At 41.4% G+C, this 23113-nt stretch carries 20 protein-coding genes; 8 read left to right on the top strand and 12 right to left on the bottom strand.

The features are described from left to right. Window positions 1–56: 56 nt before the first annotated feature. The 3 genes from HRT96_RS12870 to HRT96_RS12860 form a co-directional block, all read right to left on the bottom strand. Window positions 57–347, bottom strand: a complete 291-nt coding sequence (locus HRT96_RS12870; RefSeq protein ID WP_293157249.1) for a hypothetical protein — start codon at window positions 345–347, stop codon at window positions 57–59. Between the two features lie 40 nt (window positions 348–387). Continuing rightward, window positions 388–771: a type II secretion system protein gene (locus tag HRT96_RS12865; protein WP_293157246.1), complete on the bottom strand. Its 384-nt coding sequence runs from the start codon at window positions 769–771 to the stop codon at window positions 388–390. 276 nt (window positions 772–1047) lie between these two features. Further along, the gene (locus HRT96_RS12860; protein WP_293157243.1) at window positions 1048–2442 is read right to left on the bottom strand and encodes a PhoH family protein; all 1395 of its coding nucleotides are present in this window, start codon (window positions 2440–2442) and stop codon (window positions 1048–1050) included. A 159-nt stretch (window positions 2443–2601) separates the two neighbouring features. Here HRT96_RS12860 and HRT96_RS12855 point away from each other — a divergent pair, with 159 nt between their 5' ends. Continuing rightward, window positions 2602–3030 (top strand): hypothetical protein, encoded by a 429-nt coding sequence (locus tag HRT96_RS12855; protein ID WP_293133027.1) that lies wholly within the window; start codon window positions 2602–2604, stop codon window positions 3028–3030. An 87-nt stretch (window positions 3031–3117) separates the two neighbouring features. Here HRT96_RS12855 and HRT96_RS12850 read toward each other — a convergent pair whose 3' ends face one another. Then, window positions 3118–3468, bottom strand: coding sequence for a RidA family protein (locus HRT96_RS12850; protein ID WP_293157240.1), 351 nt, complete (start codon window positions 3466–3468; stop codon window positions 3118–3120). Window positions 3469–3567: 99 nt separating this feature from the next. Further along, on the bottom strand, window positions 3568–4371 hold the full coding sequence (locus tag HRT96_RS12845) for a transporter substrate-binding domain-containing protein (protein WP_293157237.1): 804 nt from the start codon (window positions 4369–4371) through the stop codon (window positions 3568–3570). A 206-nt stretch (window positions 4372–4577) separates the two neighbouring features. Here HRT96_RS12845 and rcsF point away from each other — a divergent pair, with 206 nt between their 5' ends. The 3 genes from rcsF to HRT96_RS12830 are packed head-to-tail and all read left to right on the top strand — an operon-like array spanning window position 4578 to window position 6341. Further along, window positions 4578–4967, top strand: a complete 390-nt coding sequence (rcsF, locus tag HRT96_RS12840) for an Rcs stress response system protein RcsF (protein WP_293157234.1) — start codon at window positions 4578–4580, stop codon at window positions 4965–4967. After that, window positions 4967–5710, top strand: coding sequence for a tRNA (N6-threonylcarbamoyladenosine(37)-N6)-methyltransferase TrmO (tsaA, locus tag HRT96_RS12835; protein ID WP_293157231.1), 744 nt, complete (start codon window positions 4967–4969; stop codon window positions 5708–5710). The genes rcsF and tsaA overlap by 1 nt, the downstream gene beginning before the upstream one ends. Continuing rightward, on the top strand, window positions 5703–6341 hold the full coding sequence (locus HRT96_RS12830; protein WP_293157228.1) for an acyltransferase: 639 nt from the start codon (window positions 5703–5705) through the stop codon (window positions 6339–6341). The genes tsaA and HRT96_RS12830 overlap by 8 nt, the downstream gene beginning before the upstream one ends. Before the next feature lie 57 nt (window positions 6342–6398). On the opposite strand, the gene HRT96_RS12825 is transcribed toward HRT96_RS12830, so the two are convergent. Then, window positions 6399–7013 (bottom strand): hypothetical protein, encoded by a 615-nt coding sequence (locus HRT96_RS12825; protein ID WP_293157225.1) that lies wholly within the window; start codon window positions 7011–7013, stop codon window positions 6399–6401. Window positions 7014–7186: 173 nt separating this feature from the next. Here HRT96_RS12825 and HRT96_RS12820 point away from each other — a divergent pair, with 173 nt between their 5' ends. Together HRT96_RS12820 and HRT96_RS12815 are read left to right on the top strand one after the other, a co-directional pair. After that, window positions 7187–8908, top strand: coding sequence for a proline--tRNA ligase (locus HRT96_RS12820; RefSeq protein WP_293157222.1), 1722 nt, complete (start codon window positions 7187–7189; stop codon window positions 8906–8908). Window positions 8909–9190: 282 nt separating this feature from the next. Beyond that, entirely contained in the window at window positions 9191–9586 is a 396-nt protein-coding gene (locus HRT96_RS12815) for a DUF3465 domain-containing protein (protein ID WP_293157220.1), read from the top strand. 83 nt (window positions 9587–9669) lie between these two features. On the opposite strand, the gene HRT96_RS12810 is transcribed toward HRT96_RS12815, so the two are convergent. Next, entirely contained in the window at window positions 9670–13281 is a 3612-nt protein-coding gene (locus HRT96_RS12810; protein ID WP_293157217.1) for an SIR2 family protein, read from the bottom strand. Between the two features lie 348 nt (window positions 13282–13629). Here HRT96_RS12810 and HRT96_RS12805 point away from each other — a divergent pair, with 348 nt between their 5' ends. Beyond that, on the top strand, window positions 13630–14757 hold the full coding sequence (locus tag HRT96_RS12805; protein WP_293157214.1) for a patatin-like phospholipase family protein: 1128 nt from the start codon (window positions 13630–13632) through the stop codon (window positions 14755–14757). A gap of 1 nt (window position 14758) precedes the next feature. Here HRT96_RS12805 and HRT96_RS12800 read toward each other — a convergent pair whose 3' ends face one another. Further along, entirely contained in the window at window positions 14759–16723 is a 1965-nt protein-coding gene (locus tag HRT96_RS12800; RefSeq protein ID WP_293157211.1) for a cation:proton antiporter, read from the bottom strand. A gap of 225 nt (window positions 16724–16948) precedes the next feature. Here HRT96_RS12800 and HRT96_RS12795 point away from each other — a divergent pair, with 225 nt between their 5' ends. Beyond that, the gene (locus tag HRT96_RS12795) at window positions 16949–17824 is read left to right on the top strand and encodes a GGDEF domain-containing protein (RefSeq protein WP_293157208.1); all 876 of its coding nucleotides are present in this window, start codon (window positions 16949–16951) and stop codon (window positions 17822–17824) included. A 68-nt stretch (window positions 17825–17892) separates the two neighbouring features. On the opposite strand, the gene HRT96_RS12790 is transcribed toward HRT96_RS12795, so the two are convergent. The 4 genes from HRT96_RS12790 to HRT96_RS12775 form a co-directional block, all read right to left on the bottom strand. After that, window positions 17893–20235, bottom strand: a complete 2343-nt coding sequence (locus HRT96_RS12790; protein WP_293157205.1) for a zinc/cadmium/mercury/lead-transporting ATPase — start codon at window positions 20233–20235, stop codon at window positions 17893–17895. Window positions 20236–20416: 181 nt separating this feature from the next. Then, window positions 20417–21043, bottom strand: a complete 627-nt coding sequence (locus HRT96_RS12785; protein ID WP_293157202.1) for an HD domain-containing protein — start codon at window positions 21041–21043, stop codon at window positions 20417–20419. A gap of 47 nt (window positions 21044–21090) precedes the next feature. After that, the gene (locus tag HRT96_RS12780) at window positions 21091–21438 is read right to left on the bottom strand and encodes a metalloregulator ArsR/SmtB family transcription factor (RefSeq protein WP_293134838.1); all 348 of its coding nucleotides are present in this window, start codon (window positions 21436–21438) and stop codon (window positions 21091–21093) included. 184 nt (window positions 21439–21622) lie between these two features. Next, complete coding sequence (locus tag HRT96_RS12775; RefSeq protein ID WP_293157199.1) at window positions 21623–22972, bottom strand: NCS2 family permease; 1350 nt, start codon at window positions 22970–22972, stop codon at window positions 21623–21625. Between the last annotated feature and the right edge of the window lie 141 nt (window positions 22973–23113).

Here is a 23113-nt window from a genome sequence, read left to right as displayed (position 1 = left end):
TAATTGTTTTCATTGGCATTGAATTTACATTATTTACGTTAACTCATGCCAATGTGCTAGTAGTGATAGTTAAGTCCATTGACTCCTTCATCATCTTCAATATCATCGTCATCAATAATGTCACAATAAGTCTTAACTTCAGCTTCGGTATGAAGAATGCCGACTGCATCAGCAAGCTCCCACGAACGCTCACAGCGTTGAGTTCGTTCACACCACAAATAACCCGCGGAAGGCAAGCAACCATATTCGTCACGATCGCCGCCGATAGGCTTAGACTCTAAGTCAGAATTACTGCAGGCTGTGATACTTAATACTAACAAGGTGAATAAACCATATTTTAAATGCATAGTGCGCTCCTGATCCTATATAAAAAATTCTGGTTCATCGTTAGTATCCTTGCATAATAAAAGTCGCACTTTTAGCAGAATCCGTATGGGTTAAGATGCAAGTCGCGGTGGTACTTTCAGCAATGCTCATTGGCGTAACAGTGTAACCTAAAGGTAATGATGAACCACTGAGTAGACTTCCGGCATCATCACAATTATCAATGTGTACAGCCTCCCCCGTCGATAATCCCGATTTCGAAATCATCTTGGCAGCGTAATTAAACGTATTTGCACTTTCAATACTGCGAGCAATATTAATCACACTGACCTCTAATGCTGCATCGGCAAGATCAATAAATCGGGGTACAGCCATCGCACCTAATATGCCTGATATAACTACAACAGCACTTAATTCAACTAACGTAACTCCAGCTTGTTTTTTCATATCTTAGACCATCCATGATCATGAATTCACGATTATTTTTGCTGATAAATATAGACAGCAAAAACTCACAGCCAATTACGATATTAATTGGTAAATCTTACGCCAACAACTAAGAGTATAGCTACAAAACAACAAAGCATAACCATTGATACATAACTGGTTTCATACATAGTAACTGTAGTGCTACAATTTTTGTTTTGCATTCTAAAATTAAAAAAACTACAAAAAAACGGGCTTAAAAGCCCGTTATCGGTATCATGAAAACCGGATTATTAATTACATATTATGCTCAGCAAAAGAGGCTAAGCGACTACGTTGCACACCTTTTAAGAACACATTGGCACTGCCATCAAAGTCTTTAAAACGTTCCACTATATAGGTGAGACCGGAGGTGACGGCGGTTAAATAACTGCTGTCAATTTGCGATAGATTACCAGAACAGACTATTTTAGTGCCCTCGCCACAACGGGTAATGATGGTTTTCAATTGTGCCGCAGTCAGGTTTTGACACTCATCCAATAATACAAAGGCATTTTGAATCGAACGGCCACGCATAAAGTTTACTGACTTAAACTGTAAATTGGCTTTTTGTTTGATGTACTCCACTGAACCATCTTTACACTCATCGTATTTATGTAAAACTTCTAAGGTATCAGTGATCGCAGCCAGCCAAGGCAGCATTTTTTCTTCTTCGGTACCAGGTAAAAAACCAATACTTTCAGCAATCTCAGGGGTATTACGGGTCACGATCACCTTGTCATACATTTTGCGTTCCACGACTTGTTCGAGAGCTGCGGCCATGGCCAAAAGAGTTTTACCACTGCCCGCAGGACCCGTTAAGATCACCAAATCAATATGTGGATTCAGTAAGGCCTCCAGCGCCATGCCTTGGTAAATGTTTTTAGGATGTATGCCCCAGGCTTTTTTTGACATCAGGCGTTCACGCCCTAAATCAACAAAACTAATTTCCCCCTTGTCCTTTCCGACAACACGGGCGGCAAAGTGATCAGTTTCGTCAATCAAGTATTGGTTAATAAAAGTATCTTTCAACAATTCCGTTTCGACCGTATGAATGGTTTTCGAACCCATAGTTTCACTTTTCATACTTTCACTGTGACATTCATTTATTTCTTGCCAAAAGTCACCGGTAAACTTATGAAATCCGGTGGCTAAAAACTTAATATCATCAATCAATTGATCAGAGCGGTAATCTTCAACATGTCTCAGCCCCGCACCTTTGGCTTTTAAGCGCATGTTGATGTCTTTGGTCACTAAGACAATTTCTCGCTCTGACTGGCCTTGTAAAAACAACGCCGCGTTAATAATACGATTATCCGGTTCGTTATCAGTAAAAAAAGCATCTGGATGCATGACACTATGATCGGCAAAAATTGAGATTTTACCCAGCTTATTTTTATTTTCGACTTTTTGTAGTGGCACCCCTTCGCTAATTTCTTCGGGGGTCGCATTTGAAAAAATATCTTCTAGTGCACGAATAGCCACACGCGCATCGCGGCTGACATCTCTTCCTCGATCTTTAATATTATCGAGCTCTTCTAAAACCGTCATGGGGATCATGACATCGTGTTCTTGAAAGGTGAAGATAGACAAGGGGGCGTGCAACAAGACATTAGTATCGAGAATGAACACTTTATTGTTGGTACTTTCCATAGAAACACCTCATTTAGTTCGACTAACTCTTAAAGTTTAGTCGTTGACCTCGTTGATTTCATTTTTAGCCATTTTTTTACAATTTCTGTGCTGCAATACGATATACTTACAAAATACATATCTCTGATGACCCTATCAGGCTTTTATTACGGAAATAAGATGACAGCAACCAAGACAGCACTCGATCCTAAACTATTTAAAAAAATCGAAATCATTTGTGAGAAAGGTGAAGAGCAGCTCGAAGCTGAAGAATACAAGATTGCGATAGAGACTTTCATGCAAGCTTATGATCTTGTTCCTGAGCCAAAGATCCACTGGAACGTTTCAACTTGGATCTTAACTGCGTTAGGTGATGCTCATTTCATGTTAGGCGACTGGGCTTCATTAGAAGAAGCAACAGGCTTTGCTATGTTATGCCCTGAAGGTGCGATAAACCCTTATTTACACCTGCGTTTAGGTCAAGCACACTTTGAACTAGGTAACATGGAACCAGCTAAAGAACAGCTAGTAAAAGCGTTTGAAGCGGAAGGAGCTGAGCTCTTTGGTGACGACGATCCAAAATATTTAGCATTCGCACAAGCTGCATAGTGAGTTAATTACTCATCACGAGCTTAATAACTCAGTCGATAGCGAATACCACCCACAGCAGATCCACTGTGGGTGGTATTATCGACTTTATACTATCTCAGCCGCAACCACTGATATTTCAACCAATAACGCTTCACGCGCCATACTCGCTTGTACACATGCACGTGCAGGTGCGTGACCAGCAGGAACCCAAGCATCCCAAACCGCATTCATTTCAGCAAAATCTGCCATGTCTTTAATATAAATAGTTGCCGATAACATGTGATTTTTATCACTGCCCGCTTGGCCTAATAGCTCAGTCACTTTTGCTAACATAGTTTCTGTTTGCTCTTTGATACCATACGTTGCATCTGCGCATACTTGGCCACATAAGTAGATAGTGCCGTTATGCTTTACAATACGACTCATTCTTGGTTTCGTTCCCATACGTTCTATCATGCTAAATTCTCTTCGTTAAATATCAAGGTGAATACCCAAGCATTGGGCTAATCTATTAGTTTAGTTTACCTTGCCTAACGAATAAACTTCAGCAAAAAATTAATAGTTATGCTCTAGACTCCATTTACGTAAAATTTTGTTTTCCACTTTCGGCTCAATTTGCATGATCGCCTTGTCTAGAATTTTACGTAACATGGCTTGGTCTTTACGTACCCCAAAACGATAACGGTTCACGTATTTGGTACGTCCTGAAACGGTTAAATTCTTTAGCCCCAGTTTAGCGATTTTGTAACGCAGTACGAATAAGGATTCTATGGTCGCGACGATCTCACCCTTAGCCGTTTTCAGCAGTGCTTCATCCGTGTTATCGACTCGGCTGACGATCACTCTGGGATAGTTGTTACGGAGATATTCTTCATACACATAACCTTCAACGACAGCGACGGTTTTACCACGAAGAGACTTTAAATTACGGATCCCGTGCATATTTTTCAAGGTTGCTAGTGCAGCCTCAGCTTCAACATAAGGCGCAGTAAAGATCAACCATTGCGAACGTCTTGGCGTTTGATTAAGAAATGACAGTAGATCACAACCACCATTACGAGTGACATCTAAACTTTGTTGCCAAGTCTTGGTTTGTCGCACTTTAAATTCGACATCGAGCATCGCCGAAAACACCGCAATATAATCAGCAGCAATACCAATATAACCAAGTTTAGGATCCCACGCTTCATACGGCATCCAGTTAGGATCAATACACAGCTTTATCGGTGCTCGATCAGAAAGATAGTTACGCTCTTCAGCTGTAAGGCGTATTTTATCAATCCGGGCATGGGCAGATAGACTAATACTGGCTAAACTTAGTGAACATAATAGCGCGATAATACAGCTCGTTTTTGTCATCGTGATACTTACCTCATATTGCGTTTATCCAATATAAGTTAAGACTATAAATCACCAGCTATCTAGTAAATAGTCACAATTATCCATCTGTAATACCGATAAACAGCGTAACAAAACCGCCTAATAGATAAATCAGGCTAAAAATAAATGTCTTTAAGTCAGTGATAGAATTATAATTAAAGCAAATATCATTTGATGAATATGCCATGAAATATTTACTATTACTGACGATACTCTTGAGCGGTTGCAGCAACTACCCGCTACAAACCAACTTAGATAAAAATAACTTTACCGAATACTTCTCAATTTCTGGCGTCGAGTATTACACCGCTAGCGCATTACAAAATTATCACGTTGAACAGCTTGGTTTAGTGGAAAGCGAAAGCTGTCAATCTGCCAAAAATCTGCCACCAGCAGAACAACAACAAGCTAAAATAACCGCCAAGCGCAAGGCCGCAGCACTTAATGCCAATGGTATTATTATCCGTTCATGTATCGCCCCACCTGCATCAAAAGCCTGCCTCAGCAGTTATGTGTGTTATGGCGATGCAATCAAAGTAACCCCTTTAACCAGCAGTAATAACGATAGCCAATAATGAAACTAGAACTCGATACAGTTGGGATCATCCATACCCCATATAAAGAAAAATTTGCCGTACCGCGTCAACCAGGTTTGGTTTCTGCCGCAAAAGCAAAGCTCATTTTAACGCCACCCTATGATGAAGCCGATGCGCTGCGCGGCATTGAACAATTTAGTCATGTGTGGCTGATTTTTGCTTTTCATGAAACCATGGATAAAGGTTGGAACCCGACCGTACGTCCGCCACGTTTAGGTGGCAATGAACGTTTAGGTGTCTTTGCCACACGTTCGACTTTCCGTCCGAACCCATTAGGTTTATCGGTAGCGAAGTTAGATGGTATTACGATTAAAAATAATCAGTGTATTTTGAATCTATCTGGTGTTGACCTGGTCGATGGCACGCCAATTTTAGACATCAAACCTTATGTACCTTATGCCGACAGTTTACCTGATGCCGAAGCGGGTTACGCGACGGATGCGCCCATTGCTGATATGCCTGTCGAGTTTACCGATGAAGCCTTAACACAAATATCGGCGCAGCGAAAAAAGCATCCTGAATTGCAGATCTTTATTGCACAAGTACTGGCGCAAGATCCGCGTCCGGCCTATAAAAAGAATAAAACAGCACGCCAAGAATACGGGGTAAAACTGTATGACTTTAATGTGCGTTGGGCAGTGGAAGATAATATCACCACTGTATTTTCTGTCATGAAAACAGTAGCTAAAGCCGTCACTGAATCGGAAAGCAGCAATGATTGATTATATTGCTCAGCATAAGCGCCGCTTGGCGTGGATGCCGGGCTTATATTACAAACTCAAACCGAAAGCATTAAGCTGGGCAAGAACATGGCAAGCCGATTTGCAGGCTTATGTCATGTCGGTCGAAACGGTGGAGTTTGGTCACCACTGTTTTATTGCCCCCGATTGCCATATGTTTGCCGAACCCGGTCGTAAAATTACCATGGGCGATCATTGTTTCTTTGCTTCGGCGAGTTTTATGCACGGGCCAATGACGCTGGGAAACAACGTTGCAATCAACCACAGTTGCTCTTTCGATGGCGGTAAAAATGGCATTAGCATTGGTGATGATACCCGTATTGCCAATAATTGCGTTATTCATGCCTCTAATCACGGTATGCATCCTGACCAAGTGATCTGGCAACAAGCCTCGACTTCCCAAGGGGTGTGCATAGGTAAAGATGTGTGGATAGGGGCGAATGTCGGTATTGTCGATGGTGTGACGATTGCTGACCATGCCGTGATTGGTATGCACAGCATGATCACCAAAGATGTGCCGCGGTGGGCGATAATGGCAGGCAATCCCGCGCGCCAAATTGGCGACAGACGAGATAAACAAGACAGTCTGCTCAAACACATTCAGGCAGACTAATGCTGATTTAACCGCGACAGTCGCCTAAACTATGCCCTGCTATGACAACATTCGCCGTTATAAGAAGAATAGACGCCACAACCAATTGGAGTCTAAATCATCTTTACAGGTACGATATTGGCCCGCGTATTTTAATGAACGCTTATTCACTTTCTTGGCGACTTTCTTCAACCAAGGTTTCTTATTATAGCTTTTACGCTTATAACCGCCCCACCCTTCGTGGTAATTCAAGTATTGTTTTTCTGCATCCCACTTAGATACACCGTTGATTTTTTGGGATTTATTAATAAACCAGCCCATAAAATCCATGGCATCATGAAAATCAGAACGACTTGACCAACTATTGCCAGTTTCCTTCACGTAATCACCCCAGGTCACCGTTTTTGCCTGGGCATAACCATAAGCAGAGCTGGCGCGACCTGTCGGAATGATCCACCAATACTGCATTGGCGGCTGGGCATTATGCTTAAATGAGCTTTCTTGGTACATCATCGCCATAGGCACGTGTACAGGCACGCCCCATTTGTCTTTACTGTCGATGGCAGCTTCGTACCAATCGTATTTTTCAATAAAGATATCGCAAATATTTTCCGGATTACGAGGTTGCGAAGCACAACCAAATAATAAACTGCTGACCATTATAAGTGCAGCTAACCTCAGTATTTTATTCATTTTTAATAACACAAATCCAATTTTGGCTGCCAGTATATGACCTCCGAGAAACGAATAAAAGGACAGCAGTCAAAAATAAATAAAACTAATCATTAACTTTTACTGTTTACTCTGGCGTCGCCCTGTTAAAATCACGCTCTTAAATCGATTTTATTAGTAAATAAAGGAACGTTATGCGCAGCAGCAATTACTTGCTTTCAACTTTGAAAGAAACTCCAAATGACGCAGAAGTAATTAGCCACCAGCTAATGCTTCGTGCAGGTATGGTTCGTCGTCTTGCATCAGGTCTATATACTTGGTTACCGACAGGCTTACGAGTTTTACGCAAAGTAGAAAACATCGTACGTGAAGAGATGGACAAAGCAGGTGCTGTTGAAACTCTAATGCCAATGGTTCAACCAGCAGATTTATGGCAAGAAACAGGCCGTATTGATAAGTTTGGTCCAGAGTTGTTACGCATTAACGATCGCCACAACCGTTCTTTTGTTTTAGGTCCAACGCACGAAGAAGTGATCACCGACATTGCACGTAAAGAGATCAACAGCTACAAACAACTGCCGTTGACCCTTTACCAGATCCAAACGAAATTCCGTGATGAAGTTCGTCCTCGTTTCGGTGTGATGCGTTCACGTGAATTCATCATGAAAGATGCGTATTCGTTCCATATATCAGATGAATGTCTAAACGATACGTACAACAAAATGCATCAAGCATATTGCAACATCTTCGATCGTATTGGCCTAGAGTACCGTCCTGTACTTGCTGATACCGGTTCAATTGGTGGTGCTGTATCTCACGAATTCCACGTACTTGCAGAAAGCGGCGAAGACGATATCGTCTTCTCTGACGGCAGTGATTACGCAGCAAACATCGAAAAAGCAGAAGCACTAGCACCTGCTGGCGAACGTCCTGCAGCAACGCAAGAATTAACAGTTGTTGATACACCAGATACGCACAGCATCGAAGACGTTTGTAAATTGTTAAGCGTTGACGCAACACAAACAGTAAAAACACTGCTTGTTGCTGCTGAAGCAGAAGAAGGCGCAGTACAAGGCGTTATCGCACTTGTTCTACGTGGCGACCATGAACTAAACGAAGTAAAAGCAGAAAAAATTGCAGGCGTTGCGTCTCCGTTAACATTTGCTAACGAAGAACAAATCCAAGCAGCAGCAAACTGCGATGCGGGTTCTATCGGTCCTAAAGGTCTGAACTGCCCTGTTATTGTTGATCGTTCTGCAGCACACCTAGCAGACTTTGTTTGTGGTGCTAACGTTAATGGTCAACACATGACTGGCGCTAACTGGGATCGTGATATTAGCGATTACACAGTTGCAGATATCCGTAACGTGGTTGAAGGTGAAGCAAGCCCATGTGGTAAGGGTACACTTTCTATTAAACGTGGTATTGAAGTGGGTCATATCTTCCAACTTGGTACGCAATACGCAGAATCAATGAAAGCTGGCGTATTAAACATGCAAGGCAAACAGCAAATCATGACAATGGGTTGTTATGGTATTGGTGTTTCTCGTATCGTTGCAGCGGCAATCGAACAGAACCACGATGAAAACGGTATTATCTGGAACGAGTCAATCGCACCATACAAAGTATCTATCATCCCAATGAACATGCACAAATCAGCAGACGTGAAAGAAGCAGCAGAGAAGATCTACGCTGACCTGCAAGCGGCTGGCATCGAAGTGTTCTTCGATGATCGTAAAGAGCGTCCAGGTGTTATGTTCGCAGACTCTGAACTTATCGGTATCCCACACAACATCATCATCGGCGATCGTAGCCTGAAGAATGGCCTGGTTGAACATAAACTACGTCTAACAGGTGATAAGACTGAAGTTGCTGTTGCTGATATCGTCGCGCACGTTAAAAGCCTACTAGCATAAGCTAATAGACAATTAACTGACATCGGTTAAATCAACAATCAAAGCCAAGCATCTGCTTGGCTTTTTAACATCTAGAGAAATATGACAATATTTTTTTAGATAATCATACTTAAAATCTGAGAGTTTAAACTCGTGCAACATACAGATTGTTAATATAGTTTATACTTGTTTTTTAGTTTCACTGTCGTTTTTAAAATAGTTATATTGACGCCTGCATAACAAGCGCAATAGATAGGTATTTATTCGTTAAGTGTAAGTAGTCAAAAAGAAAAGGTCATCACCATGAAACGGTTTTTTACTAACCTATTAATACTTTTAAGCGTGTTGTCTTTCAACGCTTGGTCAAATGACGGCGTCTTGAAGCGTGCTTATCAATCGCAGCAAAGTGATATTCAAGTTAAGGGCTCAGGTAAGGTGACGCGAATATTGCCCGATGACAATGACGGTTCCCGCCATCAAAAATTCATCTTACGTTTAAAGAATCGTCAAACCATCTTAGTCGCCCGTAATATTGACTTAGCACCTCGTATTAACAAGTTAAACGTCGGTGATTTTGTGCAATTTTACGGTGAGTATGAGTGGAACAGCAGAGGTGGAGTCATTCATTGGACCCATAAAGATCCGCGTAATAATCATCAGCACGGTTGGTTGAAGCATCGAGGTCGGGTTTATAACTGATTCACCTAAATTCGATTAAGTGAACAATAAAGCCAAGCATTTTCTTGGCTTTATTGTATTTTATTTAACTATTTCCAATCAATTTAGTTTTTGATTTCTCTTTTACAATACTTGATGTAATTTTGAATATGTCCACTAAAATCTATTCCATCTGGAAGTGGATAATCAGCTTCATTATAAACACTTTCAACTTCACAGGTCAGTTGTAAAAAACTATGCTGTAAATACCTATAATGAAATTCTTTTGAAAGCATGACCCCTTCTTGATTAATTTCATCAAAACTCGGCAAGTTATTTTTTTTCAGCCATTTAGCATATAAATAAAGAGCCTCTACATAAGAAAACTTAATATGAATTAATTCAGGTAAGCTCAATTCAAAAAATTTTTTACTTTGCTCTATATCATCACAATGTCCTGCATACAGTAGGTATTTAATACCTTGAGTATAAGGGTTTACCACAACTAACGAGTCTATTTCAGTAATATTTAAAGGTACTAATTTGGATTTTATAAACAAAAAGTTCGCTATGGACAGATGATTTTTAGGGTGAATATGTTCAAAAGCAGCGTTAAATTCTTTTATACTTAATTGACCTAAAGCAAGTTTGACATCAATGCTAGATTCATCTTGTAATGCAGAACCAGCATAGTCAGCATCAAATACACCCAAATGACTTAATTGGGGATTATACCAACTAGACATTTTATTTTTTTTATCAAAATGGTTAAGAATAGTTTCCATCTCATACCCCTCATTTAAGTATATTGCTGAAGCAGTATTCCAACAACCATATTCAATATCATCAGATACATTAAAAGCACACCAATCATCAATAGAAAGAAGCTCTTTTAATTCATACAAGGCACGATTAAAGTCACCTGAAAAGTATCTCAATGTAAGCAAGAGTATTTTTATATATAAGTTCAACTTTTTTGACCGATTAAAAATAGATGAAATCCTTGATAAAGCATCTCGAAACTCACTATAAGCACCAACTTTAAATACTAACAAACTGACTAAATTTAAAAAATATGCAACTGTGTGATCGTCATAATTCTCATTTATATTTTCTACTGACGTTAAAATATTCCTGAGCTGTGCATCAAATATCATATCGGCCTTAGCTCGTTTTTTTACATCACCAGATCTGCCAAGTTGATTAAGTGATGAAGCTAATGCTGCATTATAATCAAATACAATTTTTAGATATGTTACTTCTTCTTCATTCCTAACTACCCCCCTCGCAAATCTTACAACTAAAGGATGCAAGCGAATATGTTTGTTGTTGGTTTGCACTAATGATTTATCTTGTAGAACTTTAATTGTCGCATCTTTGATCGCAGCCTTACCTCGAGCTTCAGTATCATTTTCAGTCAACTTTTTAAAATTCTCAAGATCAATTCCATCAGGAAAATACGATAGTTTAATTAATGCATCCTTCTGAGTTTCATGTAATGCCCGATAAGAATAATCAATACTATTATAAATTGAAGATTTTCTATCAATGTTACGTTCTTCAGGGTTTGTAAATGAGGCTTGTTGAATTTTCGTCAACTCAAAGAAATTATCTTCTAGTTCAGACTTTAAGGCTTCAAGACTTTTTCCTTTAACCAAAGAACTAGCGACCAATGAAATAGCTAATGGATTATTATCAAGCAACTCTTTGAGAATATGCTGTCTTAAGTATTCACGTTCGCGCTCAGTAAAGTTTCGATTTGATTTTTCTTCAAATAATACAAGAGCTTCATCAGTTACAAAATCTCGAAGCATAAATATTTTTTCTGAAGTGATATTTAATGGTTCACGGCTAGTGACTATAATCGTCGCATACTCAAGTGTACTGCCGATCAGTCTACATATTTTATCTTTCTCTGTTAATTGAAGCAGGCTCTCTGCATTATCAATTATAATTAAGCGGTCTCCTTCTTGGAGATCCTTATTTTTCTCAATATGAGCTATAAAATCAATGGCATCTTCTAATTCAAAAGCACCAGCAATGAAACGATGAAATTGTTGATAATTACCCAGGTTTTCACAATCAATAAAAGTAATACTTTGACCAAAATTCTGTCGTTGGCTATACTCAAACGCAAGTTTTTTAACTAGCGTTGTTTTACCTAGCCCTCCTGTCCCTTGGATGGTCAAACATTCTTTATAGATACTCGCATCATAAAGCGCTCGACTACAATCTTCTAAGTCCTGCTTGCGACCTATAAACTTCTTTATTTCTTCTTTTGAGATTTCTTTTGGTAATTCTTGAATAACCGCCTGCTTCTTACCTTTGAATTGCTTTACAGGTATCCCCAAGTCAAATTTACTTATATTATGCAGTAAGCAAGTACTTTCAAATGTTGTAAACGATTGTTTTTTAAATAATTGAAACCAAAGTTTATCTAAACAATTATCTGGCATATCTAATTCAGGTATAAAGAGTATAGGTAAAGTAATATTCTCAAGAGCATCCATAGCTGGATTCTTATCACAAATAACAATCACACCTTTTAGATCGTCTAATTCTAGGTTAGCTTCTAGCTCTTCAATTGTTAGGGGCTCTCTGCCCAACCATTCATTTTCAATTAATAACTTATTATTTTTGATTCGACACGCGAATACAAGATAGTCATACCCGGTAAGATCTTGTAGAGAAGCTTCAGTCAGTGGAAAAGAATGCAGATCATATGGTAGGCGTCTTTCTAACTTATTGTCTAACGCGATAAAGTCACAATATGTGCCTAATGGATTTGCACTTAAGTAAGCTATTTTTGGTTCTTGTCGTATTAAATCGTCATTTGGTTGATTAGCAGCTTGAACCGTAATTTCTTCATCGGTATCTGGTTCATTTAGGGCTGTATTTTTATGTACTGCAAGTTCGTTGATTAAATCAACGAATGGTTGACCAAAATCGGAAAAAGGGATGAGTATTATACTTGGGAAATTCTTTAACCTTTCTTTAATTACATCTTTTTCATTTTCATGAACAAATGCAAAATGTAGTTGGGTATTACCTTCAAATAAATCATGTTGAGCGGCTAACTCAGCCAATAGTTCAACATCATTTAAACTGCAGCCAATAAAAATTAGGCTGCGTGTAGCAAGCACTGTTTTTAAAGCTTTTAATGCAGCAAGATACTCTGTGTTGTCATCATATAATCGGTTATATCCATCAGGTGTTAAAACTAATTTGTCTGGCTCATCGACATGTCCATGCAAGTGCCATATCATTTTATCATCACTAACGCTTTGCATTTTATTAATACCTGCAAGCAAGTAATTTTTGATAATCTGCGTTTTACTAGAATCCGAACAGAACTCCATCACTTTATCATAATTTAAGGTGATAATTTGAGAGCTTAACTTCCAAATAGCTTTAGGTAATGCAAAACTATTTTTATCACATGCAAGTAATTCAATGTTAAATTGAGATTCTATAAACTTGAACCACTCTGAAGCAGGCAAGTTTTTTTTTGCTAAATCCGCAGCTGTATGTAGTTCATTTGCTGTAACTAAACCTTTAATCAACGGTTCGAGAGAATCTCCCACCTGAATAGCAGCATTGTTTAGCAATTCAGGCCAACTAGGAAAAACCCTTTTGCCTTCAGTATCCTTGATCGACATTGAGACTCCAGCACCAACAAGGGGTAGCAAAGTACCATCCTTAAGTGCTGAAATAAGAGTTTTATGAAATTGGCTCATGAGGTGGCTCCGGCTTGAAAAGAAACAAAAAATCACAGAATAAGGTCTGAAATAGCGTTTTGATTAACAACACAACAACGTTCCAACATTGTAAATTAAAAACACTTTAAATCATACGCTTACAGCCAATGTAAATTGATAACTGCAGAGAGTATCTAATTGAATCCCATTTATTATTTACCCAGTTCCAGTTACGTAAAGTTTTACTTCGCTCTACCACCCGAATCCCTTAAACTTCCCCCTACTCCACAGTATTAATCTGGCGAAGGCGTTAGTCTTTAACAATAATTAATAAAGCACACTACAGTTTTGATTAAACAGCGCTTTATCGATAAATTTGGGGGGATTATGACAGACACGAAACAAGGATTGTTACTGACTGGCGGTGGCGCGCGGGCGGCGTATCAAGTCGGTGCGCTCAAAGCCATTGCCGAATTTTATCCGCGTAATCACGGTACACCCTTTAAAATCATCACAGGTACATCGGCAGGGGCAATCAACAGTTGCGCCATCGCGTGTTATGCCAGTTGCTTTCGCTTAGGGGTGAAAAAGCTCGAATATATCTGGAATAACTTCCATGCCAACCAGGTATTTCAATGCCGTTTTAATGAAATATCACGGCACTTGCTGCTGACCTTCTTATCCAAATTCCAATCACCGCATGTGGCGCGCCAACCGGTATCTCTGCTTAACAATAAACCCTTACATCAACTGCTGGATCGGTATTTGGATATGCGCCGTATCGATATCAACATTCAACGCCAGCACCTGGATGCTATTTCGATTACCGCGTCTGACTATAACAACGGTGATTCCATTAGTTTCTTTCAAGGTAATCAACAATTACAAGAATGGCAGCGTGCTCGTCGCTGTGGTTTGCGTACGCGCTTACACCCCCACCATCTGTTAGCCTCGTCCGCCATCCCCTTGGTCTTTCCTTGTACCCAGATAGGCCGTGATTTTTATGGTGACGGTTCGGTGCATCAGCTATCACCACTCAGTCCTGCCATCCACCTCGGCGCAGAGAAAATACTGGTAATAGGTGCAGAGCAGCCACCGCAGACATTCAAACAAGGGGAAGAACGGCAAACCCCATCCGGGGCCGATATCGCCGGGCATCTGCTTGATACGATCTTTACCGATACCTTAAACTCGGACATCGAGCGCTTGAGCCGTATTAATGATACGCTCTCGTTAACACCCACGTCACAGCAATCGTCGTTAAGCATGAAACCCATCGGTTTGTTTCGAGTCGCCAATGAGCATGATATTAATGCTATTGCCGCTAAATACTTTCACGATCTGCCGATCACCATCCGCACCCTGCTACGTACTATTGGCGTTAACCAAGGTAGCAATTCTTCAATTACCTCTTACTTAATGTTTGAACAAAACTATACGCGGGAGTTAATTAACTTGGGCTATCAAGATGTGCTAAAACAAGAACTGGAATTAAGAGCATTTTTACATATATAACCTAACCTGCCCAACCGCCTAACAAGCAATGTTCCGCTCGTTTAACATAACGTGAAGGCCCACAAAGCAGTACCACATCGCCCACTTCGAAGATGAAATCTTGATGAACCTGAGTAAGCTCAACCCCTTGTCGACGAATGGCACGATAACTGACTTCTTTTAATTTTACTTCTGCAACGGTTTTACCAATCGCATCAGCACCAAACTCAAGGCGAATAGCGTGTAACCGTTCCAGAACTTCACTTTCTTCAAAAGACATCGTACTTTCGCCACCAAAATAAAAACCGTGTAAATGGTTATAATGGCCTTGCCGTTCGTACTGTAATCGCTTCAAAATACGTTTGATCGGCACCCCTGAAATAGCCAGTACATGCGATACCATCATCAAACTGCCCTCTAACGATTCAGGTACCACATCTGTCGCCCCCGCATCATGTAATTTTTGAATATTGGAATCATCGGTGGTTCGCACTAATACCTTGGCTTCGGTTAAAGGTTTAACGATCTTTAATAACTCGATGGCTTTTTCGGTGTCTTTGAAGGTAATAATAATCGACTTGGCTTTTTCGACCCCCAGCATCATTTGAATTTCGCGGCGACTGGCATCACCAAACTCAATTTTTTCACCTCCATTTAAAGCTTCCTGTACCCGCACGGGATCACGATCGATCACCGTATAAGGTATGCCTTCAATTTTTAAGAAACGGGCAATAGTTTGACCGCCGCGACCATAACCGCAAACAATCACATGATCCATATATTGCCCTGGAAGTGGTGGTGACAATCCGCTTTTAGATTTCGGCTTAGACTGAAATAACAACCGCCTAACGACCTCCTGGTGGCAATCAATTAACCAAGGTGTCATCGCCATACTGATGATCCCAACACCCACCAGCGTCGAAATTAACGGTAAGGGTAATAATGCTAACTTGCCTGCTAATGCCAGTAGTACAAAACCAAACTCGCCCATTTGCGCTAACACAAGTCCAGTACTAAGGGCATTACTGCTACTTTCACCGAGCAGTTTGGCAAGGATGAATACCAAGACGATCTTAGTTAACATCATCACCACCAGTACCATGATCAAGCGCGGCCAATCGGCCAGCAAACTAGGTAAGTTGAGTAGCATACCGATAGTAATAAAGAACAGCCCCATTAGTACATCACGAAAAGGGCGAATATCAGCTTCGAGCTGGTGTCGATAAGGTCCCTCGCCTAACATCATGCCCGCTAAAAAAGCCCCGAGTGCCATCGACAACCCTAACCAATGGGTGATCAGTCCTGCAATTAACGCCACTAATAGAGTCGACATCACAAACAATTCATCAGAGCGGGTTAAGGCAATCTCTTTAAACACCGCAGGTAAAATCCAACGCCCGACTGATAGGATCAGAAATACCGCAAACAAACCTTTAACTAATGCCCAGCCCATCTGCTCGGCAATCAAGATAACATTGCCACTTTGCTGCGCCAACAAAGGGATCATAATAAGGAAAGGGACTACTGCAATGTCTTGAAATAACAGTACACTGATCGACAATTTCGACATGCGGGTATTGAGTAGCTTCGATTCTGCTAACTGCTTGATCACGATCGCGGTCGATGACATTAACAACGCCGAAGCCACCACAAATGCTTGAGACCAATACAATGAAGCGAATAACCCCAGCACTGTAAAGAGCACACCGACACTCATCACCTGACCACCACCAAGCCCTAATACCAGATGCCGCATCGATAATAACCGGGGCAGAGAAAACTCTAAACCCAATGAGAACATTAGAAAAACGACGCCCAACTCGGCAAACAATTCAATATCAGCTTGTTCGACAATCAATTGAAAACCAAAAGGCCCGGCAATCACACCGGTCGCCAGATAAGCGAGGATCGGCGGTAGGTGAATACGCTGAAATAACGCGACAAGCGCAACTGCGAGAGAAAGTAATAGAATGATATCAATAAACAAATTATTACCTCCGAAACAGTTAAGCAGACGTTATCGATAAGCAACCAACAATAATAAATACAATGCCATTAAAGAATATGTACTAGCGCCCGATTTAACAAGTCAGTGCAAGGATCAATAAAAAGATCACCATTAATTTAACTATAGGGTTTTTTAAATAATGGTACGCAATATGCATATTTTATCGTGATACTAATTATTGTAATTTTTTTGACAGAGGTAAAAATGGATAACTTAAGCATCATCAATACCCCTAAAACACATACATATTATGGGTTTACTGCGCCAAAACGGCAGCAGAAATTGACGTCGTCGCAAACCATTGCTACTTTAAAAAAGTTACAGACCAGCTTAGATGTCGATTCTTTGTTACATAACTTTGCCGCTATAGCGGCACAGCATGTCCGTTTTACCGCGCTGAGCTTTACAGATGCTATGAACAACATCCATTTAAAAACAGACTGCTCTGCGACGTTTCAACAAAATTACCATTTGGCTGTCGAAGGTAAAGACCTTGGCTCCTTGCGGTATAGCTCAGTAAAACCATTTAAGATTAGTGAACTGAGCATATTAAAAGAACTACATCAGCTATTAGAGACCAACCTGATGCATGCCTTGATGTTGCAAGAAATGCAGGTCCGGATCATGAAAGATCATCTAACCGGTTTAGATAATCGCGCCAGTTTTGATGAAAACATTCAACGTTCTTACAGTCTTTGCCAACGTCATAAATCAAACATGGCGTTATTAGTGACTGACTTAAATGATTTCAAACGGGTAAATGACACTTATGGTCATCCCTTTGGCGATAAGATCCTGAAACATTATGCGCACGTATTACAACGATGTATTCGTAATAGTGATGTGGCATTTCGGTTGGGTGGTGATGAGTTTGCGATCATCTTACAACCTGCCTCAGTCCAGTCAACACGCTTAGTCATCGAGCGAATTGATAGTGAAATTAAAAATGATGCTTTGCTTAGTGAGTTCAATATCACGTCGGCAATAGGCTCGGCAACTTGGCGTGCCGGTGAAACCATTGAAAGTTTGTTTAAACTCGCAGATGAAGACCTTTATAACAATAAATTCAACACCAAATAAAAAAAGCTCAGCAAATTAAATTTGATGAGCTTCATTGAGTATAGAACAGCTTAACGTTACATTGTCTGTTATTTACGTAATAGTCTTAATGCATTTGCTGTTACCAATGCAGTCGCACCTGAATCCGCTAAGATAGCCACCCACAGTCCAGTAACCCCTAATAGGGTTGTCACCAAGAATATCGCTTTAAGCCCAACGGCTAAACTAATATTTTGTTTAATATTGGTAAGGGTCGCCTGACCCAGTTCCACCATTTGTGGTAATTCAATTAACCGATTATGCATGAGAGCTACATCGGCCGCTTCTAATGCGACATCTGTCCCACCGCCCATCGCAATACCTAAATTGGCACTTTTCATGGCTGGTGCATCGTTAATACCATCCCCTACCATCGCGGTATCTTTACCTTGGCTCAGTTCCCCGACAATGCGAGATTTGTCTTCTGGCAATAGTTCGGCGCGGAATTCCATGCCTAACGAATCGGCAATCACTTTCGCGGTGCGGCGGTTATCACCGGTTAGCATCACCGTATTAATACCGAGTTTTTGCAATTGTTCCACTGCTTGACGGGCATCGTCACGAATACTATCAGCCAGCGCGACTAAACCAATAACGTGCTCACCTTGCAGTACTACAACGGTCGTATTCCCCCCATTTTCAAGATCTTCGATAGCCGTGCGTACATGCGCTAATTCAGCCAGTTGCGCGGTCATGTGATGTGGCGCAAGCAGTTTAATTAACTGTGCCGAACCACCCAACTGTACTTCACCTTGCACACCTAAACCTGCTAATGTTTGGTCATTGCTAACCGCCAATAAAGCCACTGATTTGAGCTCCGCATGGGCGAGGATCGCAGTTGCTAATGGGTGATTTGAGGTTTGCTCAATACTGGCCGCAAGTTGTAATACTTTGGCTTCATCATCAATGAAGCTCACCACGCTTGTTACTTTTGGTACACCTTGGGTCAAGGTACCGGTTTTATCAAAGGCGATTTGTTGAATACGACCAATCTGCTCGAGCGCCGCGCCACCTTTCACTAATACACCACGTTTACTGGCTGATGATAATGCCGATGTTACCGCTGCGGGTGTTGAGATCACCAAGGCACAAGGACACGCAATCAGTAACAATGTTAAGCCTTTATATACCCACTCCGTCCAATCACCACCAAATAATAAGGGTGGCACGACGACGACCAATAACGCTAAAAACATCATTGCCGGTGTATACCAACGACTGAATCTATCGAGGAAACGTTCGATTGGCGCTTTGTTTTCTTCTGCTTCTTCAATAAGATGTAAAATACGATCAATCGCATTATTACCCGACTCTGATACCACACGTAATTGCGCGAGACGGTTCACCGCCAGACTACCAGCCATCACAATATCGTCAGCTTGGTGTTCAACAGGGACTGATTCCCCCGTTAATGCACTTTCGTCAAAGCTAATACCAGATGCTAATAACGCGCCGTCAGCAGGTAGCCTATCACCGGGTTTAATTTCGATAATATCGCCTGGTTGTAAATCACTTGCGGCGACGACGATACGCTTATCATCCACAATTGTTGTGGCTTCTTCAGGCACCAGCGACATTAATGATTTAACACCTTTACGTGCTTTACCTGCGGCAAACGATTCCAGTTTCTCACCGACCATGAACAGTACTAATACCATCGCAGATTCTGCGGTTTCGCCTAAGATAAGGGCACCGACAGTCGCCACTGCCATCAATGTTTCGATGGCAAATGGGGTACCCGAGCGGGCTAATTTAATCGAACGGTTAATAACAGGAATAACACCAAACACACTCGCAAAGGTAAATAACCACTGACTGGCATCGCCGTTAAATTGCGTCAGAATAGTGGCAATAACAATCGCGCTGACTAAGGTAATAGCATGCCAATGCTCGCGCAGGTTTTGCTTTAATGAAGCGTCATCGTCAGTGTTTGTGGGCTTTTTACCCACTTGTTGTAACTTGAAACCGACATTAACGACGGCGTCATTGACTTGCATTTTGATGCTATCAACAGCAGTACTGCTATTGTCGTGGTCAATATCAACAAGTAATTTTTCAGTCGCGAATGCAACACGGCATTGCTTAACTTGGGGTAAGGCTTGAACGGCTTTTTCTACTTTACGGGCACAACTTGGACAATCCATGCCAGTCACTAACCAAGATAAACGGGCAGTTAAACTACGGGACTCGGGTTCCTCATCATCAGCAATAATGTCATTTGATTCTGAGTGTGCGCAGCAAGAATCACGGCTACTGCTTGCAGATGTTGAATGGTGTTCATCACTGTGCTGGTGTTCGTGTACGTGCGTTTTGCTGTGATCGTTAGCACAGCATCCTGATGTTGTTTTTGCTGCAGTCGCAGTGGCAGTGGCAGCGTTACCGTTACATGACATAAGTTTATCCTCGTAAATAGAATTGGTGTTATTGATATAAATACCAGTTAAGCGTTCAAGCTAGTTAACTTACATATTAATATATATTCATATTAACTTTCATTCAAGTGTAATAACAAAAAAAAGCGAACACAAATGCTCGCTTTTCGTTTTGGTCATCACTATTTTTGAGTCTATCGGCTTAATTCGACGATAACAATTCCGACTGCAGTTGGACTAAGAAGTCACGCATATACACACTGCGTCGTTGTGCTTCCGCCTTTGCCGCTGGTGTATGCATGCGATCACCCAGCGTTAATAGCTTGGTAAAAAAATGATCTAAGGTATACACATTATCATCTGGTTCGCGTTCTGCACAAAGTGGATCAATACTGCTATACAACTGACGGTTTAACTTGCCCCCGACTAAAATACAACGGGCGATACCAATCGCACCGAGTGCATCCATACGGTCAGCATCTTGTAATATTTTCGCCTCCAACGTTTCAGGCGTAATATCAGCACTAAAGCTATGTGCGACGATGGCATGATGAATAGCCCTGTGGTATTGCTGAGGGTAGTTAATCTCTTGTAAGTACGCCACAGCGCGATCGGCAGCTAACAACGAGGCTTGCTGGCGCTGCGGGTGATCTTTAGCAACTGAAACACAATCATGCAACCAAGCAGCTGGCTCTAAGATCGCCAACTCTGCGCCTTCACGCTCGCCCAATAGCCTCACGGTCGCAACCACCCGTTCAATATGATCGATATCATGGGCGCGATCGGCACAGCCCAGTTGGGTTAAAAATTCAATAAACAGATTGCGCATGATACTCTCGTTAAAATAACGCTTTAAGCTAGGAGCTTTAATACAAATTATTCATGCTCGGTCACGTGACAAGCCAGATCATGCACCACATGACGAATATGGTGATCATCCAGTCGATAGAGGATTTGTTTACCTTGACGTTCAGAACGTAAAATACGCGCTTCACGTAAATGACGTAAATGATGGCTGGTCAGTGATTGTGACATACCAGTAACCGCTGATAACTCAGAGACAGGAACAGGTCCAGCCATACAGGCCAGCACTAAGCGGATACGGCCTTCATCGCCTAACAAATGAAAAAGATGCGCAAGAGTAGCAATATGCTGATCATCTAATGCAGGTAATTCAGCACTACATTGTGGTTCTGGGCAACATTGAGATTCTAATTTTGGCATTCTGCCCCGCTAAGATAAAAATGGATGAAAGGAAAGTGTAACACTTAAGGTCATAGGGGCAACACCTACCGGGTTTGCAGATCAAAAATGCCAGCCTAATATACACGCATCGCGCATACTCAGCTGGCACTTTTTTATCCCATTAGCGGCACACAGGTACCGTCAATGTTGGCTATCTAACGCATTAGATAAACGCGAGTTTCGCAATGAATACCACCGCCAATACATTCATACCTAAAGACACATCGGCAGAACGACCTGTACCATGCTTAATGATAGTGAATGATAAGAAGCCTAAGATAATACCGTCAGCGATTGAATACGTTAACGGCATCATGATTGCAGTGATTGCCGCTGGTACATAATCGGTGAATTCATCCCAGTTAACTTTATGTAAACTGCCAACCATTAAGAAAGCAACGTAGATCAACGCACCCGCAGTCGCATAACTAGGTACAATCTGGGCAATCGGCGCAAAGAACATCGATGCTAAGAATAACAGACCAACAACAACCGCAGTTAAACCAGTACGGCCACCTTCGGCAATACCGGCATTACTTTCAATATACGTTGTTACCGGTGGACAACCAATTACCGCACCAACCACACTTGCCACACTGTCAGCGGCTAAGGCTTTGTTTAAATTTTCAATTTTTCCATCTTCGTTATACATATTTGATTTTTCGGCCACCCCAATCATAGTGCCGGCAGTATCAAACATGTTCACAAATAGGAAGGCGAGAATAACACTTACCATCGATACGTCTAACGCACCCATGACATCCATTTTCATGAATGTTTTTGATAAACCGGTTGGTAGTGATACAAGCTGGTCAGGTAAGGAGACTAATCCCAGAACCCCACCCATCACAGTAACCGTAATAATACCAATTAATACGGCACCGAATACTTTACGTGTGGCTAAGATAGCAATAATAAGGAAACTGACGGCGCCTAAGATCACTTTCGGATCATTAAAGTCACCCAGTGTCACGAGTGTTGCAGGGCTTGCAGTGATAATACCAGCAGCTTTTAAACCAATGATACCTAAGAACAGACCAACACCCGCAGTCATTGCATAACGTAAGCTACTTGGAATGCTATCGATGATCCAGCTACGTAGTCTCGTCACACTCATCAATACAAATACAATGCTTGAAATGAATACCGCACCTAATGCAACTTCCCACGTATAGTCCATGCCCTTTACGACAGCAAAGGTAAAGAAGGCGTTAAGCCCCATGCCTGGCGCTAGACCCACAGGCCAGTTCGCATAAAGACCCATGAAGATACAGCCAATTGCGGCACTTAATGCTGTTGCAACGAATACCGCTTGGTAGTCCATGCCTGCAATAGACATGATATCAGGGTTAACAAATAGGATATAAGCCATGGTAACGAAAGTCGTTAAACCTGCCATTACTTCTGTTTTAATCGTGGTGTTATGTGCTTTTAGCTTGAACAACTTTTCCATCAAAGTTGCAAAAGCAGAGGTGTTTGTTGCTGCCGGGGTAGACTGACTCGCGGAATTCATTAAGGTACTCACTTTTGGTTTTGTTCACCTTACTCACTGTATGACAGTGGCTGTCTGACCTTATTGCTCTTTAATGCAACTGATAGATACAAACCAAGGTGACTGGCTGTTTAATAAATGGCTGTCGCTTAGCGGAAAAGT

The sequence above is a fragment of the Moritella sp. genome (assembly GCF_013215705.1).
In the GTDB taxonomy this organism is placed as follows: Bacteria; Pseudomonadota; Gammaproteobacteria; order Enterobacterales; family Moritellaceae; genus Moritella.
The sequence above is the reverse complement of the archived record's forward strand: the minus strand, read 5'-3'. Positions and strand labels throughout refer to the sequence as shown.

Bases quoted from the DNA above. Each gene is read 5' to 3' on its own strand.
- HRT96_RS12855 (WP_293133027.1), top strand. From the start codon at position 2,602: ATGACAGCAACCAAGACAGCACTCGATCCTAAACTATTTAAAAAAATC.
- HRT96_RS12795 (WP_293157208.1), top strand. From the start codon at position 16,949: ATGGATAACTTAAGCATCATCAATACCCCTAAAACACATACATATTAT.
- HRT96_RS12810 (WP_293157217.1), bottom strand. From the start codon at position 13,281: ATGAGCCAATTTCATAAAACTCTTATTTCAGCACTTAAGGATGGTACT.
- tsaA (WP_293157231.1), top strand. From the start codon at position 4,967: ATGAAACTAGAACTCGATACAGTTGGGATCATCCATACCCCATATAAA.
- HRT96_RS12775 (WP_293157199.1), bottom strand. From the start codon at position 22,972: ATGAATTCCGCGAGTCAGTCTACCCCGGCAGCAACAAACACCTCTGCT.
- HRT96_RS12820 (WP_293157222.1), top strand. From the start codon at position 7,187: ATGCGCAGCAGCAATTACTTGCTTTCAACTTTGAAAGAAACTCCAAAT.
- HRT96_RS12865 (WP_293157246.1), bottom strand. From the start codon at position 771: ATGAAAAAACAAGCTGGAGTTACGTTAGTTGAATTAAGTGCTGTTGTA.
- rcsF (WP_293157234.1), top strand. From the start codon at position 4,578: ATGAAATATTTACTATTACTGACGATACTCTTGAGCGGTTGCAGCAAC.
- HRT96_RS12780 (WP_293134838.1), bottom strand. From the start codon at position 21,438: ATGCCAAAATTAGAATCTCAATGTTGCCCAGAACCACAATGTAGTGCT.
- HRT96_RS12830 (WP_293157228.1), top strand. From the start codon at position 5,703: ATGATTGATTATATTGCTCAGCATAAGCGCCGCTTGGCGTGGATGCCG.
- HRT96_RS12860 (WP_293157243.1), bottom strand. From the start codon at position 2,442: ATGGAAAGTACCAACAATAAAGTGTTCATTCTCGATACTAATGTCTTG.
- HRT96_RS12870 (WP_293157249.1), bottom strand. From the start codon at position 347: ATGCATTTAAAATATGGTTTATTCACCTTGTTAGTATTAAGTATCACA.
- HRT96_RS12845 (WP_293157237.1), bottom strand. From the start codon at position 4,371: ATGACAAAAACGAGCTGTATTATCGCGCTATTATGTTCACTAAGTTTA.
- HRT96_RS12825 (WP_293157225.1), bottom strand. From the start codon at position 7,013: ATGAATAAAATACTGAGGTTAGCTGCACTTATAATGGTCAGCAGTTTA.
- HRT96_RS12805 (WP_293157214.1), top strand. From the start codon at position 13,630: ATGACAGACACGAAACAAGGATTGTTACTGACTGGCGGTGGCGCGCGG.
- HRT96_RS12790 (WP_293157205.1), bottom strand. From the start codon at position 20,235: ATGTCATGTAACGGTAACGCTGCCACTGCCACTGCGACTGCAGCAAAA.
- HRT96_RS12785 (WP_293157202.1), bottom strand. From the start codon at position 21,043: ATGCGCAATCTGTTTATTGAATTTTTAACCCAACTGGGCTGTGCCGAT.
- HRT96_RS12850 (WP_293157240.1), bottom strand. From the start codon at position 3,468: ATGATAGAACGTATGGGAACGAAACCAAGAATGAGTCGTATTGTAAAG.
- HRT96_RS12815 (WP_293157220.1), top strand. From the start codon at position 9,191: ATGAAACGGTTTTTTACTAACCTATTAATACTTTTAAGCGTGTTGTCT.